The 15,917-nt window shown below is 60.4% G+C and carries 16 protein-coding genes; 4 read left to right on the forward strand and 12 right to left on the reverse strand.

From position 1 onward, the window contains the following. Positions 1–70: 70 nt before the first annotated feature. The 9 genes from QFX16_RS25480 to QFX16_RS25520 all read right to left on the reverse strand — a co-directional run bounded on the left by QFX16_RS25480 (position 71) and on the right by QFX16_RS25520 (position 9,498). Positions 71–1,228 (reverse strand): D-alanyl-D-alanine carboxypeptidase family protein, encoded by a 1,158-nt coding sequence (locus tag QFX16_RS25480; protein WP_283181799.1) that lies wholly within the window; start codon positions 1,226–1,228, stop codon positions 71–73. Positions 1,229–1,408: 180 nt separating this feature from the next. Then, positions 1,409–2,422 carry a septal ring lytic transglycosylase RlpA family protein gene (locus QFX16_RS25485; protein WP_283181800.1) on the reverse strand — a complete coding sequence of 338 codons (1,014 nt, stop codon included), beginning with the start codon at positions 2,420–2,422 and terminating at the stop codon, positions 1,409–1,411. Then, entirely contained in the window at positions 2,422–3,432 is a 1,011-nt protein-coding gene (gene mltB / locus QFX16_RS25490; RefSeq protein WP_283181801.1) for a lytic murein transglycosylase B, read from the reverse strand. The genes QFX16_RS25485 and mltB overlap by 1 nt, the downstream gene beginning before the upstream one ends. 17 nt (positions 3,433–3,449) lie before the next feature. Next, positions 3,450–4,553 carry a rod shape-determining protein RodA gene (gene rodA, locus QFX16_RS25495; RefSeq protein ID WP_283184636.1) on the reverse strand — a complete coding sequence of 368 codons (1,104 nt, stop codon included), beginning with the start codon at positions 4,551–4,553 and terminating at the stop codon, positions 3,450–3,452. Positions 4,554–4,584: 31 nt separating this feature from the next. Beyond that, positions 4,585–6,480, reverse strand: a complete 1,896-nt coding sequence (mrdA, locus tag QFX16_RS25500) for a penicillin-binding protein 2 (RefSeq protein ID WP_283181802.1) — start codon at positions 6,478–6,480, stop codon at positions 4,585–4,587. A 10-nt stretch (positions 6,481–6,490) separates the two neighbouring features. Then, a complete protein-coding gene (gene rlmH, locus QFX16_RS25505; protein WP_007937439.1) occupies positions 6,491–6,958 on the reverse strand; it encodes a 23S rRNA (pseudouridine(1915)-N(3))-methyltransferase RlmH in 468 nt (155 codons plus the stop codon). Positions 6,959–6,967: 9 nt separating this feature from the next. Then, complete coding sequence (rsfS, locus tag QFX16_RS25510; protein ID WP_033054148.1) at positions 6,968–7,462, reverse strand: ribosome silencing factor; 495 nt, start codon at positions 7,460–7,462, stop codon at positions 6,968–6,970. A 73-nt stretch (positions 7,463–7,535) separates the two neighbouring features. After that, entirely contained in the window at positions 7,536–8,225 is a 690-nt protein-coding gene (gene nadD / locus QFX16_RS25515) for a nicotinate-nucleotide adenylyltransferase (protein WP_283181803.1), read from the reverse strand. Position 8,226: 1 nt separating this feature from the next. Further along, positions 8,227–9,498 carry a glutamate-5-semialdehyde dehydrogenase gene (locus QFX16_RS25520; protein WP_283181804.1) on the reverse strand — a complete coding sequence of 424 codons (1,272 nt, stop codon included), beginning with the start codon at positions 9,496–9,498 and terminating at the stop codon, positions 8,227–8,229. Positions 9,499–9,687: 189 nt separating this feature from the next. Here QFX16_RS25520 and QFX16_RS25525 point away from each other — a divergent pair, with 189 nt between their 5' ends. Together QFX16_RS25525 and QFX16_RS25530 are read left to right on the forward strand one after the other, a co-directional pair. After that, positions 9,688–10,383 carry a DNA-3-methyladenine glycosylase gene (locus QFX16_RS25525; RefSeq protein ID WP_283181805.1) on the forward strand — a complete coding sequence of 232 codons (696 nt, stop codon included), beginning with the start codon at positions 9,688–9,690 and terminating at the stop codon, positions 10,381–10,383. Between the two features lie 44 nt (positions 10,384–10,427). After that, positions 10,428–11,744: a bifunctional DedA family/phosphatase PAP2 family protein gene (locus QFX16_RS25530; RefSeq protein ID WP_283181806.1), complete on the forward strand. Its 1,317-nt coding sequence runs from the start codon at positions 10,428–10,430 to the stop codon at positions 11,742–11,744. Here the strand turns inward: QFX16_RS25530 and QFX16_RS25535 are convergent, their stop codons facing one another. The 3 genes from QFX16_RS25535 to QFX16_RS25545 are packed head-to-tail and all read right to left on the reverse strand — an operon-like array spanning position 11,745 to position 13,421. Continuing rightward, positions 11,745–12,335: an LON peptidase substrate-binding domain-containing protein gene (locus tag QFX16_RS25535; protein ID WP_084319700.1), complete on the reverse strand. Its 591-nt coding sequence runs from the start codon at positions 12,333–12,335 to the stop codon at positions 11,745–11,747. A gap of 10 nt (positions 12,336–12,345) precedes the next feature. Further along, positions 12,346–13,062 carry an LrgB family protein gene (locus tag QFX16_RS25540; protein ID WP_283181807.1) on the reverse strand — a complete coding sequence of 239 codons (717 nt, stop codon included), beginning with the start codon at positions 13,060–13,062 and terminating at the stop codon, positions 12,346–12,348. Beyond that, positions 13,059–13,421 (reverse strand): CidA/LrgA family protein, encoded by a 363-nt coding sequence (locus tag QFX16_RS25545; protein WP_129440876.1) that lies wholly within the window; start codon positions 13,419–13,421, stop codon positions 13,059–13,061. The genes QFX16_RS25540 and QFX16_RS25545 overlap by 4 nt, the downstream gene beginning before the upstream one ends. A 195-nt stretch (positions 13,422–13,616) precedes the next feature. Between QFX16_RS25545 and QFX16_RS25550 the strand changes: the two genes are divergently transcribed. Both QFX16_RS25550 and QFX16_RS25555 read left to right on the forward strand, forming a co-directional pair. Then, positions 13,617–14,072 (forward strand): MaoC family dehydratase, encoded by a 456-nt coding sequence (locus QFX16_RS25550; protein WP_123367685.1) that lies wholly within the window; start codon positions 13,617–13,619, stop codon positions 14,070–14,072. A gap of 112 nt (positions 14,073–14,184) precedes the next feature. Beyond that, positions 14,185–15,903, forward strand: a complete 1,719-nt coding sequence (locus QFX16_RS25555; protein WP_283181808.1) for a C13 family peptidase — start codon at positions 14,185–14,187, stop codon at positions 15,901–15,903. Positions 15,904–15,917: the final 14 nt, after the last annotated feature.

Below are 15,917 nucleotides of genomic sequence, written 5' to 3' on the forward strand. Positions count from 1 at the left end.
CCTCGTAAGCCGTGGCAACGGACATGACCCCGTTCCGGATTGGAACAGGGCCATGCAAGTCCACACTAATTCAGTTGAACAAGCCGTAGAAGAATAGACGGATGCTATCCCACATGCGGCGGAAGATACCACCCTCGTCGACCGCGTCCAGAGCGATCAGATCAGCGCTGTGCACGACCTTGTCGTCCAGTTTCACTTCGACTTTACCGATCACGTCGCCCTTGGCGATTGGCGCAATCAGTTGCGGGTTCATGGTCATGCTGGCGGCGAGCTTTTTCAGCTGGCCTTTCGGCAGGGTCATGGTCAGGTCTTGGGCCAGGCCGGCCTTGACTTGATTGGTGGTGCCTTTCCAGACAGGGGCCTGAGCCAGCTCGGCGCCTTTCTGATAGAAGGTCTGGGTTTCGAAGAAACGGAAACCGTAAGTCAGCAGCTTCTGGGTTTCGGAGGCGCGAGCCACTTCGCTGTTGGTGCCAAACACCACGGCGATCAGGCGCATGCCATCACGTACAGCCGAAGACACCATGCAGTAGCCGGCTTCGTCGGTGTGACCGGTTTTCAGGCCATCGACCGTCTTGTCGCGCCACAGCAGCAGGTTACGGTTAGGTTGCTTGATGCCGTTCCAGAAGAACTCTTTCTGCGAGTAGATCGCGTAGTGAGCCGGGTCTTCGTGGATGATCGCGCGAGCCAGCACGGCCATGTCGTGAGCCGACGAGTAGTGCTCAGGGTTCGGCAGACCGGTCGGGTTCATGAAGTGGCTGTTGGTCATGCCCAGATCGGCCACGGTTTTGTTCATCATGTCAGCGAAGGCGTCTTCGCTGCCGGCGATGTGCTCAGAGAGCGCAACGCTGGCGTCGTTACCCGACTGAATGATGATGCCGTGCAGCAGGTCGCTGACAGTGACTTGCGAGCCGACCTTAATGAACATCCGCGAACCGCCGGTACGCCAGGCGTTCTCGCTGACGGTCACCGGATCGTTTTCACCGATCTGGCCACGACGGATTTCCAGGGTCGCGATATACGCGGTCATCAGCTTGGTCAGGCTAGCCGGAGGCAGACGCTGGTCACCGTTGTTCTCTACCAGCACGTTGCCGCTGCTGGCATCCATGAGTACGTAGGCTTTGGCGGCCAGTTGCGGTGGCGACGGCATCATCTCGACCGCGAAAGCGGCAGGCGAGAGGAGCAGCGGGACTAGCAGGCACAGGCGTTTGGCAAAGGTGGTGATGTTCATCCGTCTCTCGAAATCGCTAATGGAAACTGCCCAAGGGCAAAACTAATCAGATGACCTTCTAACGGGTCATCGCGTGTTCAGCTGTTCACTCAGACCCTTGCCGGGCTTTTGTTCTTCAACGAGCCAACAACCAGGTCCACCCCCCAAACCGCAAGCGAACCGTCAATCAAGTACTACGTATTACTCGGCAGTGACCAGGCTCGGCGAACCGAGATTGGCCAGGCGCACACTGTTCTGCACTTGCTGGATTTCACCCGGCGAGCCGATCGGCCCCAGGCGCACCCGATGCAGCGTCTGTTGATTGCGCACGATCGAACTGATGAACACCGGAGCGCTCACCATCCCGCTGAGCTTCGATCTCAGGAGTTCTGCAGCGTCCGGGTTGGCGAACGCGCCCACCTGCAGATACTGGCCAGAGGCTGCTACAGAAGCGTTTTTTTTTGCATCGATCGGCACAGGCACAACGGCAGCGGCGTGCTGCTGCGGCGGTGGCGTCCATTGTTCGACGGTGCCGGCCGAAGCCGTAATCGTCGGAGCGCTATTTTGCGAGATTTGCGGCTCGTTAAGCATCAAAGGCGCCGGACGGCCTTTGGCTGCCCACCATTGCTGCGGGTCGATGCCTTCGACCTTGACCCGCGCGGTACCGGTTTCGGCATAGCCGAGCTTCTTGGCCGCTGCGTAGGACAAGTCGATGATTCGGTCCGAGTAGAACGGCCCGCGGTCGTTGACTCGCAGGACTACGCTCTTGTTGTTGTCCAGGTTGGTCACCCGAACGTAACTTGGCAGTGGCAAGGTCTTGTGAGCAGCACTCATGCCGTACAGGTCGTAAACCTCGCCATTGGCGGTGTTCTGACCGTGGAACTTGGTGCCATACCAGGAAGCCGTGCCGGAGGCGACGTAGGACTTGGATTCCTGCTGCGGGAAGTAAGTCTTGCCCAGCACGGTGTACGGATTGGCTTTATAAGGACCGCTGTGCAGGGTCGGCGTGGCATCCGGGATGCGCGAGACGTCGACATCCCACCATGGCGCGCCATCCTTGTGGGCGCGGTTGATGTCCAGGCCTGGCGTTGCGCGCACGGCGGTGGGAGAAGACTTTTGCGCCGGCGCGCGACTGGTCGAGCAACTGGCGACCAGCACCGCCAACGCGGCGAATGCCATCAGCTTCAGGGGTTTATTCATAGGCAATGCCCGCATTACTTGACGCCCCGTGCTTGGACCAGCTGTTCAGACAGTTGATGTACGGCCATGGCGTACATCACGCTGCGGTTATAACGCGTGATTGCGTAAAAATTCGTCAGACCCATCCAGTATTCGGGGCCATTGTCACCTTCCAGGCGGAAAGCCGTGACCGGCATATCATCGCGCAGCGCATCATGACTTGACCACCCCAGCGCCCGCAACTCCCCGACGGTTTTAGTCGGTTCGATGCCTGTGGTCAAACCTTCGTCCACCTGATCGCCACGCACATCGGCGCGGCTGACCACCGGTTCGCCGGCTACCCAGCCGTGACGCTTGAAATAACTGGCGACGCTGCCAATGGCATCGTCCGGATTGGTCCAGATATTAATGTGGCCGTCACCGTCGAAGTCCACCGCATAGGCACGAAAGCTGCTCGGCATGAACTGCGGCAAACCCATCGCGCCAGCGTAAGAGCCTTTGAGCGTCAGCGGATCGACCTGCTCTTCCCGGGCCAGCAACAGGAACTCACGCAATTCCTTGCGGAAAAATTCGGCACGGGGAGGATAGTCGAAACCCAGGGTCGACAAGGCGTCGATTACCCGAAAATTGCCGGTATTGCGGCCGAAAAAGGTCTCAACGCCGATGATCGAAACAATAACCTGCGCCGGCACGCCGTATTCCCGCTCGGCACGAGCCAGTAGCGCCTCGTGCTGACGCCAGAAGTCCACACCACGGGCGATGCGCGCGTCGGTGATGAACATCGGGCGGTACTCGTTCCACTGCTTGACCCGCTCGGCAGGTTTCGAGATCGCGTCCAGAATCGACTGCTTGCGCTCGGCTTCGCGGAACACGCCCATCAGTTGTTCACCGGCGAAACCGTAGTCGCGGGTCATTTCACCGACGAATTCGGCCACCTGGGGTGAGCCTTCGTAATCGCCGGCCAACGCATCCTGCGCTGTGCCAAGGATGCTCACCAGGCCGACCCATGGCGCATATCGAGTCGCCCAGCCACGCATTACTTGCATTGAAATCTTCACCTTATTCAAACCTGAGCGATCCACTTACGATGGGTATGGATCGACATCAAAACCCCAAACGCTGACAGCAGCGTCACCAGCGAAGTTCCTCCGTAGCTAATGAACGGCAACGGCACCCCCACAACCGGCAACAGGCCACTGACCATACCGATGTTGACGAAAACGTAAACAAAAAACGTCATGGTCAGACTGCCCGCGAGCAATTTGCCGAACAATGTCTGGGCCTGAGCGGTAATCACCAGTCCGCGGCCGATCAACAACAGGTAAATCAGCAGCAGTGCACAAATACCCACCAAGCCGAATTCTTCGCCCATGACCGCAATAATGAAGTCGGTGTGGCTTTCCGGCAGGAAGTCCAGGTGCGACTGAGTACCGAGCAACCAACCCTTGCCGAACACACCGCCGGAACCGATGGCGGCTTTCGATTGAATGATGTTCCAGCCAGTGCCCAGCGGATCGCTTTCGGGGTCGAGGAAGGTCAGGATTCGCTGCTTCTGGTAGTCATGCATGATGAAGTACCACATGCCGACCGCCACTGGCACAGCCGCGGCAATCACGCTGAGAATCCAGCGCCAGCGCAGGCCGCCCATGAACAGAACGAACGCGCCACCGGCGAGGATCAGCAGCGAAGTGCCGAGGTCGGGCTGACGCACGATCAGGATAAACGGCAAGCCGATCAGAAACAGACTGACGCCCACATGCTTGAGCTGCGGCGGCAAGGTGCGCTTGGACAGATACCAGGCGATAGTCGCCGGCATCAGAATCTTCATGAATTCCGAGGGCTGGAAGCGGATCACCCCGGGAATGTTGATCCAGCGCGTAGCGCCCATGGCGTTGTGGCCCATGACGTCCACCACCACCAGCAACAGCACGCCGAGCACATAACCGACTGGCACCCAACGGGCCATGAAGCGCGGTTCAAACTGCGCAATGACGATCATCGACACCAGGCCGATGCCGAACGAGGTGGCCTGCTTGGCCAGCAGATCCCAGCTTTTGCCGCTGGCCGAATACAGCACGAACAGGCTGCCGGCAGCGAGGGTCAGCAGCAGGATCAGCAACGGACCGTCGATGTGCATGCGTTGCAACAGCGTCGCGCGGCGACGCATCACATCCTCGCTGGAGAGGATGCGATCGAAATTACTCTTCACGGGCCGTAGCCTCCGCACTGATAGGGCTGGCGTATTCGCCCTTCAACCGACCGTCCTGGTCCAGAAGCCAGGCGTCCATGATTTGACGCACCACGGGCGCTGCGACGCCGGAACCGGACTCGCCGTTCTCGACCATCACCGACACCACGATTTGCGGGTTGTCGGCTGGTGCGAAGCCGACGAACAAGGCGTGGTCACGATGGCGTTCCTGAACCTTGGAGCGGTCGTACTTCTCGCCCTGCTTGATCGCGACGACCTGGGCCGTACCACTTTTGCCCGCGATGCGGTATTGCGAACCGATCGCCGCTTTGCGTGCCGTACCCCGGGCACCGTGCATCACCTGTTGCATGCCGTGGTTGACCTTGGTCCAGTCGGACGGGTCACGCAGGATGATGTCCGGCATCGGGTTTTCATCCTTCGGCCGCTCGCCTTCGACGGTCTTGGCCAGGTGCGGACGGTTCCAGACACCCTTGTTCGCGACCAGCGCTGTGGCCTGGGCCAGCTGCAACGGAGTGGACTGCATGTAGCCCTGCCCAATCCCAAGAATCAGTGTTTCTCCCGGGTACCAGGCCTGACGTCGGGTTGCACGCTTCCATTCCCGTGTCGGCATCAGCCCCCGTGACTCTTCGAACATGTCCAGCGAGACCTTCTGGCCGATGCCGAACTTGCCCATGTAAGCCGACAACCGATCGATCCCCAGCTTGTGGGCCAGGTCGTAGAAGTAGGTGTCGTTGGACCGCATGATCGCCGTGTCCAGATCGACGTAGCCGTCACCGGTACGGTTCCAGTTACGGTATTTGTGATCGTAGTTGGGCAACTGGTAATAGCCGGGGTCATACACCCGACTCGATGCGGTCACAACGCCAGCATCCAGGCCGGCAATTGCCACGGCCGGCTTGATGGTCGAGCCCGGCGGGTACAGGCCGCGCAGCACGCGGTTGAACAGTGGCCGGTCGATGGAATCGCGCAGCTCGGCGTAGGCCTTGAAGCTGATGCCGGTGACGAACAGGTTCGGATCGAAACTCGGCGCACTGACCATCGCCAGCACTTCGCCGGTTTTCGGGTCCAGCGCGACCACCGCACCACGACGACCGCCGAGTGCAGCTTCGGCCGCTTCCTGCAATTTGATGTCCAGGCTCAGGACGATGTCCTTGCCGGGAATCGGATCGGTACGCTTGAGCACGCGCAACACGCGGCCTCGAGCGTTGGTCTCGACTTCTTCGTAACCCACCTGACCGTGCAGCTCGGGCTCGTAGAAACGCTCGATACCGGTCTTGCCGATGTGGTGGGTGCCGCTGTAATTGACCGGATCGAGCGACTTCAGCTCTTTCTCGTTGATCCGCCCCATGTAACCCACCGAGTGCGCAAAGTGCGGGCCCTGCGGATAGTGACGCACCAGCTGCGCGACCACTTCCACACCCGGCAGACGGAACTGATTCACCGCGATGCGGGCGATCTGTTCTTCGGTCAGCTCGAACAGGATCGGCACCGGCTCGAACGGCCGGCGCCCCTGACGCATGCGCTTCTCGAAGATCACCCGGTCCTCGGGCGTCAGCTCCAGCACTTCGACAATGACGTCGAGCACTTGCTGCCAGTCGCCGGAGCGTTCGCGGGTCATGCTCAAGCTGAAGCTGGGCCGGTTATCGGCCACCACCACGCCATTGCGATCGAAGATCAACCCGCGCGTCGGCGGAATCGGCTGCACATGGACACGGTTGTTTTCCGACAGGGTCGAGTGGTACTCGTATTGAATCACCTGGAGGAAATACAGCCGCGCGATCAGCACACAGATCAGCAACACCACCGCAATTGCCCCGAACACGACGCGGCCACGCACCAGACGGGCGTCTTTTTCGTGGTCCTTGATGCGGATCGGCTGGGGCATGAGGGCAGAACTACTTGTGGTAAGGGTGGCCGGACAAGACTGTCCAGGCACGATACAGCTGTTCGCCGATCAGGATTCGCACCAGCGGGTGCGGCAACGTCAACGGCGAGAGCGACCAGCGCTGATCGGCCCGGGCACAGACTTCCGGCGCCAGCCCTTCGGGGCCGCCGACCATGAAATTCACCGTGCGCGAGTCCAGCCGCCAGCGATCGAGCTCGACCGCCAGTTGCTCAGTGCTCCAGGGCTTGCCGTGGACTTCGAGGGTCACAACGCGCTCGTTCGGCCCGACCTTGGCCAGCATGGCTTCGCCTTCCTGACGGATGAAGCGCGCCACGTCGGCGTTCTTGCCACGGGTGTTGAGCGGTATTTCCACCAGTTCCAGCGCCAGCTCGGACGGAAGACGCTTGGCATATTCATGCCAGCCTTCTTCCACCCACTTGGGCATGCGTGAACCGACGGCGATCAGTCGCAGTCGCACAGCGATCCCTTATTGCTGGTCTTTGTTGAGCTTGACGAAGTGCTCATGGGTGTTTTCCGGGCTGTGGTGAGCCGCGTTCAGAGCACGGCTCTGTTCTGCACCGGACCACAGACGCTCCAGGTCGTAAAATTGACGAGCCGAAGCAGTCATCATGTGCACGATGACATCATCCATATCCAGCAGGACCCAGTCGCTGTCGCCCTTGCCTTCTTCACCCAGCGGCTTGACGCCCAAGGCTTTGACCGCCTCGCGGACCTTATCCAGCATCGCGCCGATCTGGCGGTTGGACGTACCGGTAGCGATGATCATGAAGTCAGTGATGCTCTGCTTTTCACGAACGTCGATTACCTGAATGTCCTGGCCCTTGACATCTTCCAGGGCCGCTACGGCAACCTTGACCAGCTCTTCGCCGCGCAGCTCAGGGCCGGTTGGAACTTCTACTGGCAGCGGGGCGCTCTTGAACGTGCCTTTGCGCTTTACTTTAGTTACGTCTTTGTTCGTCATATAAAACTCGTTTTTGCTCGTATGTTCGGGCGCTTCGGTACACGCGTTCACGTGTTTTGAAGCGCGCCCTTTTTCAGTTCGACGCACGGTAGAGACCGTGCGCATCGATGTAGGCCAGGACCGCGTCGGGCACCAGGAAACGTACCGACTTACCGCTGGCCAGCAGTTGACGGATCTGGGTGGCGGATACCGCGAGCGGTGTCTGCCAGACGAATGCAATCTGTCCGCTCGGCCCTTTGAGGGCCAGCGGGTCGCTCACCGAGCGTGCCGCCAACAGATTGCGCAAGGCATCCGGCGGTTCGCTGTCGGCATCCGGGCGTTGCAGCACCAGGATGTGGCAATGCTGGAGCAACTCTTCCCAGCGGTGCCAAGTGGGCAGGCCGCAAAATGCGTCCCAGCCCAAAAGTAGAAAAATCTGGTCTTCGGCGGCCAGTTCGGCGCGCATCAGTTCCAGGGTGTCGATAGTGTAGGACGGTTTGTCCCGCTGCAATTCGCGGGCGTCCACCACCAACGGCGCCACACCGGCCACCGCGCACTCGACCATCGCCAGACGGTCTTTCGCCGACACCTGCGGCGTACCGCGATGAGGCGGTCTGGCACTGGGTGTCAGACGCAGCTCATCGAGCGCCAGCGATTCGGCGACTTCCAGCGCACTGCGCAAATGGCCGATGTGCACTGGGTCGAAGGTTCCGCCCAGCATGCCAATGCGTCGAGGCGCAGGCTCGCTGGCGGTTACCGGGGCTGACAGGTCGAGGTCGCCCAAGTCAGTCCGACGCCTGGCCGCGCAACTGGCCATCACCGACCACGATGTACTTCTCGCAGGTCAGACCTTCAAGACCCACCGGGCCGCGGGCGTGCAGCTTATCAGTAGAAATGCCAATCTCGGCACCCAATCCGTATTCGAATCCATCGGCGAAGCACGTCGGGGTGTTGATCATTACCGACGACGAATCGACTTCCGCGACGAAACGTCGGGTGTCAGCAAGGTTTTCGCTGACGATCGAATCGGTGTGATGGGAGCCGTACTTGTTAATGTGTTCGATGGCCTGGTCCAGTCCGTCGACCACACGGATCGAGAGAATGGGCGCCAGGTACTCGGTGTTCCAGTCTTCTTCAGTGGCCGCCACCGCATCGATGATCGTCCGGGTGCGTTCGCAGCCGCGCAGTTCGACGCCTTTTTCGCGGAACTGTGCAGCCATCGACGGCAGGAAATCCTTGGCGACTGCCTGGTCGACCAGCAGGGTTTCCATGGCGCCGCAAATACCATAGCGGTAAGTCTTGGCATTGAACGCGATGCGCTGGGCTTTCGGCAGGTCGGCGTGAGCACTGACGTAAACGTGACAGATGCCGTCCAGATGCTTGATAACCGGCACGCGGGCGTCACGACTCACGCGCTCGATCAGGCCACGGCCGCCACGGGGCACGATAACGTCGACGTATTCAGGCATGGTGATCAGTGCGCCAACGGCGGCACGGTCAGTGGTTTCGACCACTTGCACCACGGCGGCAGGCAAATCGGCTTCAGCCAGACCGCGCTGGATGCAGGCGGCAATGGCACGATTGGAATGAATCGCCTCGGAGCCGCCACGCAGGATGGTCGCGTTGCCGGACTTCAGGCACAGGCTGGCGGCATCGATGGTCACGTTCGGCCGGGATTCGTAGATGATCCCGATCACGCCCAACGGCACGCGCATCTTGCCGACCTGAATGCCCGACGGCCGAAAGCTCATGTCGCGGATCGCGCCGACCGGATCCGGTAGAGCCGCCACCTGACGCAAACCGACGATCATGCCGTCGATGCGTTCCGGGGTCAGCGCCAGACGCTCAAGCAATGCAGGCTCAAGACCATTGGCGCGGCCAGCGGCCAAATCCAGTTCATTGGCAGCCGTCAGCTCGGCGCGTGCGGCGTCCAACGCATTGGCAGCAGCCTGCAAGGCGCGGTTTTTCTGCGCGGTGCTGGCACGGCCGATGACGCGAGAAGCTTCGCGGGCAGCGCGACCCAATCGGGTCATGTAGTCAAGAACGGACTCAGTCATGGTCTGGAGTGGTCTTTGCTAAGGTCTTGGTAAAGAGTAAAGCGGCAGATTATAGCTGTCGCGTCCCTCGACTAACAGCGGTGACGGGCGGATGGTCGAAATGGAGGGCAATTTGCCGACGTTCAGCCGTGATTAAGCTGCAAATTGTTATCATCACGACTCAATCAGCCCTGATAAACGCCGTTCTTCATGACCAACCTGACTGTTCCCACGTCCGCAATGAGCCCGCCCGAGGGGCTCGGGGATGCATTTTTCGACAGAGATGCTCAAACGCTGGCCCGGGATTTACTCGGCAAAGTCATTCGTCACCGGGTCGGCGACCTGTGGCTCAGCGCCCGTATTATCGAGACCGAAGCCTATTACTTCGAAGAAAAAGGCAGCCACGCCTCCCTCGGCTACACAGAAAAACGTAAGGCTTTGTTTCTGGATGGCGGCCACATCTATATGTATTACGCCCGGGGCGGCGATTCCCTGAACTTCAGCGCCCAAGGCCCGGGCAATGCAGTGCTGATCAAATCCGCCTATCCGTGGGTCGATGACTTGAGCGGGCCGGCGAGCCTGGCGCAAATGCTGTTGAACAATCCCGACGCCCAAGGTCGCCCTCGCCCCTCGCAAAAGCTTTGCGCCGGACAGACTTTGCTCTGCAAAGCGTTGGGCCTGAAGGTGCCGGTCTGGGACGCCAAGCGCTTCGACCATGAAGTGCTGCTGGTGGAAGATGTCGGCCCGGCGCCCGTTCACATCATACAAACCACGCGCCTGGGCATTCCCCACGGCCGCGACGAGCATTTGATGTACCGCTTCGTCGATGCGGCTTACGCGCCGTATTGCACGCGCAACCCGCTGCGACGGGGGCAGGTCGAAGGTCGCGATTATTTTTTGCTGTGAATACAACTCCTGCGGGGGTCAATTAATAAGAGGGAGTTGTTTTTATGGGCCCATGGCTCGATAGCGTGACCGGTTGGTTGACGGTCAACCCGCAATGGCTGGCCGCGGCGGTGTTCATAGTGGCCTGTGTGGAATGCCTGGCGATTGCCGGGCTGATCGTGCCCGGCACAGTGTTGCTGTTTGCCGTGGCGGTACTGGCCGGCAGCGGTGCGCTGTCGCTGGGCGAAACGCTGTTGCTGGGGTTCCTCGGCGGTGTGCTGGGCGACATCATTTCGTACTTCCTCGGGCGACATTTCCATCAGAACATCCGGCGCCTGCCAGGATTGCGCCATCATCCGGAATGGATCGCCGGGGCCGAGGCATATTTCCAGCGCTACGGTATCGCCAGCCTGCTGGTCGGGCGCTTCATCGGCCCGCTGCGGCCGATGTTGCCGATGGTCGCGGGGATGTTCGACATGCCCTTCCCGCGCTTCGCTGCCGTCAGCCTGCTGGCCGCCGCTGGTTGGACCGTTGCCTATCTGCTGCCCGGCTGGGCCACGGGGGCGGCGATTCGCTTGCCGCTGCCGGAGGGATTCTGGCCTGAGGCCGGAATCGTCGCCGGCAGCATCGCCCTCATGCTGGGCTTGAGCATCACCAGCAGCATGCGCCGTCATCGCAAAGCGACGATGCTGATTACCGGAATGAGCTTTCTGATTCTGGCGGGACTGTTTATCGGCTATCCGCACCTGACAGCCCTCGATCAGGGTGTGATGACTCTGGTGCAGGAGCACCGCAGCCCGATGCTCGATGAAGTGGCGGTGACGTTCACGTTGATCGGCGAGTTTCGCAACATGCTGTTGTTCAGCGCCCTGTTAACGGGTTTGCTGTTGCTCACCCGGCAATGGCGCCAGGCGATTTTCGCCGGTAGCACCCTGCTGTGCACCGCGCTGGGCAACACCGTGACCAAACACTTTTTCGCCCGCGTACGCCCGGAAGTGTTGAGCGACCCTCTGACCAGCTACAGCATGCCCAGCGGCCACGCCTCGGGCTCTTTTGCGCTGTTTCTGACGCTGGCCGTGCTGGCTGGTCGCGGGCAACCACCGCGCATGCGTCTGACCTGGCTGCTATTGGGTTGCTTGCCCGCGCTGGCGATTGCCCTGTCCCGGGTGTACCTGGGCGCGCACTGGCCAACGGATGTGCTGGCCGGCGCGATGCTGGCAGCGTGCGTGTGTGCGGCGAGTTTGTGGCTGAATCAGCGCCCGGCACCGCTCAACGCCATGCCACCGAAGGTCTGGTGGCTGGTGTTGCCGGCGATGGTAGCGCTGTTCGGGTTCTTTGCGTTGCGGCACTTACCGCATGCGATGTTGCGGTATGCCTACTGATCAGGCAAACAACTCACCCTGCAACTCATCCAGCAGCGCCTGAATCGCATCCAGTCGCTGCTGCGGATCATCGAGTTGCAGCAGGTCGATCTTGTCCACTTCGGCAAACGGCAACAGATACGCCAACTGATTGGCCAACGACTGCTGCCCGGTTGCTTCGGTGCCCATGTTCAATGCTTCGACCATTGGGTGTTCGGCCAAGGCTTTGAGCAGTGCAACCAAGTCAGCGTCCTCGTCCTGGAGCGGTTGCTCAGGTTCGTCCTCTAGCCACTCGACCTCGGCGACGGTCAGCTGATCGCGCTGAACCTCGGTGCGCAACACGTGGAAACGCCGTCCGCCCTGCACCCGAATGCCCAGCAAGCCATTGTCCTGCTGTTTGAAATCAGTGATCAGCGCCTCGCATCCGACCAGTGCGTAGCCCGCCGGGGCGATGCCGACCTCTTCGCCGTCGAGGATGCACACCACGCCGAAGCCGCCGCCCTGTTTCATGCAGCGACTGATCATGTCCAGGTAGCGCGCCTCGAAGATCTGCAAATCGAGGATGCAGCCAGGAAACAACACCGTGTTCAGCGGAAAAAGCGGCAAGCTCATAGACATTTCCTTACACCACCATCGACACCGCCAACGGCAGGAAAACTGCCGTGGCCACGCCCATCAGACTCATCGCCAGCGCCGCGAAGGCGCCGCATTCTTCACTTTCCTGCATTGCCACCGCAGTGCCTACCGCGTGCGCCGTCATGCCCAGTGCCATACCGCGCGCCTCAGGACTGTGCACACCCAGCCTGGTCAAAAGACTCGGCCCGAAGATCGCCCCGATCACCCCGGTAATCAACACGAACACTGCCGCCAGCGCCGCGACGCCACCGATCTGCTCTGCCACCAGCATGGCAATCGGCGACGTCACCGACTTCGGCGCCATGGTCATCAGGATCATATGTTCGGCACCAAACGACCAGCCCAGCAATACGCCCATGCCGGTGGCGACGACGCCACCTATCACCAGCGTAGTAAATATCGGCCAGAACAACTGCCGAATGCGTCGCAGATTGAGGTACAGCGGCACAGCCAGCGCAACGGTCGCAGGCCCGAGCAGGATGCTGAGGATCTCGGTGCTCTTGCGGTACTCGGCATAGGTCAGGCCGCAACCCACCAATACGCCGATCACCAGCAGCATCGAGACCAGCACCGGTTGCAGAAAGATCCAGCGGGTTTTCTCGTACGCCGCCAGCACCAGCTGATAAGCACCCAGCGTAATGCCGATGCCGAACAACGGATGATGAATCACCGACGCCCAGGCGCCGTGCCAGTCGAAGATCATTGGCCGTCCTCACGATGAGCGTGACGCTTGACCATGCGCTGCATCAGCACGCCAGCGAAGGCCAGGGACAGCAACAGGGACAACACCAGCGCACCGACGATGGCCCAGAAATCTGCGGCAATGTCTTTAGCGTAAACCATCACACCTACGGCTGGCGGCACCAGCAGCAACGGCAGGTAACGCAGCAGACTGCTGGCCGCGAGGTTCAGCGGTTCGCCGACCTGGCCACGGCTGATCAGGAATACCAACAGCAACAGCAGGCCGACAATCGGCCCCGGCAGCACCGGTAAAAACAAGTGGTTGATGGCTGTGCCCAGCAATTGGAACAGCACCAGCCAGGTCAGGCCACGTAACAACATCCGTCATCTCCCGCCAATATCATCCCGCACAAGCGGGCCGAGCATTATAAGCACGCCAACGCTATAGACCGGCATTCGCCAAAATCATGTTCAGTTGACCGGAGCCATTTGCCATGTTGATCTAAAGTGGTAATCCGGGAGGTCAAATCCCCCCACCTCAAAACTATAAAACCGATGAACCCAAGGAGAGTCTCAATGCCCTATGTTCCAGTTGCAGAGCTCAAAGATTATGTCGGCAAGGAACTCGGACGTTCCGAATGGCTCACCATCGATCAGGAGCGCATCAACCTGTTCGCCGAAGCCACAGGGGACTATCAGTTCATCCACGTCGACCCGGTCAAAGCCGCGCAAACGCCATTTGGCAGCACCATTGCACACGGTTTCCTGTCGCTGTCGCTGATCCCCAAACTGATGGAAGACATCCTGATCCTCCCTGAAGGGGCGAAGATGGTGGTCAACTACGGTCTGGATACCGTGCGTTTCATCCAGCCAGTGAAGGTCAATTCCCGGGTACGACTCAAGGTCGACATGAACGAAGTCATCGAGAAGAAACCCGGCCAATGGCTGCTCAAGGCCACCGCCACGCTTGAGATTGAAGGCTCGGACAAACCGGCCTACATCGCCGAGCCACTGTCTCTCTGCTTCGTGTAACCCATCCCGGATGCGAAGCAGCTCACGCTGTTTCGCGCCCTCTCCTGTTTCCTGGCTATATAAGGTCAAACAGCTGCGGCATACTCGGTCGCCTAATTGCCCGGATCCCGCTATGCGCCCACTTGCACTCCTCGCTCTGACCCTATTGCTCACCGCTTGCGGCGACGGCGAATCGCTGTTGCCCCCCGACGCCCGCTTGCCGGACGGCGGACGCTATCGCGGTGAACTGGTCAACGGATTGCTGCAAGGCCAGGGCCGTATCGATTACCCGAACGGCAGCTGGTACGCCGGCGACTTCGACAAGGGCCAATGGCATGGCCAGGGCGAATGGCACGGCAGTAACGGCGAAGTCTATCGCGGGGGATTCAATCTAGGGCTGTTCGACGGCAAGGGCACACTGACCACCAGCGGCAGCAGCTTCACCGGCGGTTTCAAAGCCGGTCGACGGGACGGCGAAGGCACCCTCAAAGAAAACGGTATGACCTACCGCGGTGAATTCAAGGCCGATCAATATTCAGGGCTCGGTCGTCTCGAACTCGAAGACGGCAGCTCGTATCAGGGCCAGTTCGCCCACGGCAAACCCAACGGCGAAGGCCAACGGGGCGACGCCAGCGGCAATCAGTTCACCGGGCATTTCGTCGACGGTCAGCTCGAAGGCAACGGGACTTTCAACAGCGCCGATGGCGATATCTATATCGGCGGCTTCAAAAACAACCAACTGCACGGCAAGGGCCGCTACGAGAACGCCGACGGTGATGTCTGGCTCGGTCAATTCAAGGAAGGATCGCTGAACGGCAAGGGCGAGCTGATCGGTGCCGACGGTAGCCATTACATCGGCCAGTTCAGCGACTGGCGCTTCACCGGCCAAGGTCGATTGAACCTGTCAGACGGCAGCTTCTACATCGGCCAGTTCGACGGTGACAGTTACTCGGGGCACGGCACCCTGGTGCTGACTGACGGCACGGTGCAAAACGGTACGTGGGTCAATGGCCAGCGTGTTCGCGATGCCGATGGCAAGCTGCTGCCCGACAGCCTGGAACTCGGTTTGCTGGCCCAGGGCCGTTTGCTCGACGATGCACTGTCCAACGTGCCGGCTTCGACCCCCGCAGTCGAGTTGTACACCTTGACCCTGGGTGGTGACGGCAAGCAAAGCGTGTTCCTGCGCGAATCCGATTACGTCAGCAACATGCTCAGCAGTCGCTTTGGTGCGTTTGGCCAGATCCGCCTGGTGAACCATCGCGACCACCTCGTCGACCGGCCGATGGCCACCCGGGAAAACCTGCGCCGCGCCGCCGCCGCCCTGGCCGAACGCAGTGGCCCGGAAGACTTGATCTTCATCTACCTGACCAGCCACGGCACCAGCGAACACGAATTGGTGCTCGACCAGCCGCGCATGGAACTGTCCGATCTACCGGCCGATGAACTTGCCGCAGTTCTCTCTCCGCTGAAAAACCGCGACAAGATCATCGTGATTTCGTCCTGCTACTCCGGTGGCTTCATTCCCGCCCTCAAAGATGAACGCACCCTGATCATGACCGCCTCGCGCGCTGACCGCGTGTCCTTCGGTTGCTCGGAAGAAGCCAACTTCACCTACTTCGGCGATGCGCTGTTCGCCCAGGCACTGAACCAGACCGACGACCTGGAGCAAGCCTTCAAACTGGCCAAGGCCACCGTCGCCGAACGTGAACTGGCGGACAGCTTCGAAGCCTCTGAACCGCAGATCTGGGCGCCGAAAACCGTTCTCTCTCACTGGCAGCTGTTACGCAAACAGCAGGCACGAAAAGCACTACAAAGTGTCTCCGTCAGCAGCAAGGACGCAACGAGCAACTAAGCTGAATAGTATCA

Origin of the sequence: Pseudomonas svalbardensis (assembly GCF_030053115.1) — a bacterium.
In the GTDB taxonomy this organism is placed as follows: domain Bacteria; phylum Pseudomonadota; class Gammaproteobacteria; order Pseudomonadales; family Pseudomonadaceae; genus Aquipseudomonas; species Aquipseudomonas svalbardensis.

Coding starts and splice junctions, on each gene's coding strand:
- QFX16_RS25480 (WP_283181799.1), bottom strand. CDS start 1,228: ATGAACATCACCACCTTTGCCAAACGCCTGTGCCTGCTAGTCCCGCTG.
- QFX16_RS25485 (WP_283181800.1), bottom strand. CDS start 2,422: ATGCGGGCATTGCCTATGAATAAACCCCTGAAGCTGATGGCATTCGCC.
- mltB (WP_283181801.1), bottom strand. CDS start 3,432: ATGCAAGTAATGCGTGGCTGGGCGACTCGATATGCGCCATGGGTCGGC.
- rodA (WP_283184636.1), bottom strand. CDS start 4,553: ATGCGTCGCCGCGCGACGCTGTTGCAACGCATGCACATCGACGGTCCG.
- mrdA (WP_283181802.1), bottom strand. CDS start 6,480: ATGCCCCAGCCGATCCGCATCAAGGACCACGAAAAAGACGCCCGTCTG.
- rsfS (WP_033054148.1), bottom strand. CDS start 7,462: ATGACGAACAAAGACGTAACTAAAGTAAAGCGCAAAGGCACGTTCAAG.
- QFX16_RS25520 (WP_283181804.1), bottom strand. CDS start 9,498: ATGACTGAGTCCGTTCTTGACTACATGACCCGATTGGGTCGCGCTGCC.
- QFX16_RS25525 (WP_283181805.1), top strand. CDS start 9,688: ATGACCAACCTGACTGTTCCCACGTCCGCAATGAGCCCGCCCGAGGGG.
- QFX16_RS25530 (WP_283181806.1), top strand. CDS start 10,428: ATGGGCCCATGGCTCGATAGCGTGACCGGTTGGTTGACGGTCAACCCG.
- QFX16_RS25535 (WP_084319700.1), bottom strand. CDS start 12,335: ATGAGCTTGCCGCTTTTTCCGCTGAACACGGTGTTGTTTCCTGGCTGC.
- QFX16_RS25540 (WP_283181807.1), bottom strand. CDS start 13,062: ATGATCTTCGACTGGCACGGCGCCTGGGCGTCGGTGATTCATCATCCG.
- QFX16_RS25545 (WP_129440876.1), bottom strand. CDS start 13,421: ATGTTGTTACGTGGCCTGACCTGGCTGGTGCTGTTCCAATTGCTGGGC.
- QFX16_RS25550 (WP_123367685.1), top strand. CDS start 13,617: ATGCCCTATGTTCCAGTTGCAGAGCTCAAAGATTATGTCGGCAAGGAA.
- QFX16_RS25555 (WP_283181808.1), top strand. CDS start 14,185: ATGCGCCCACTTGCACTCCTCGCTCTGACCCTATTGCTCACCGCTTGC.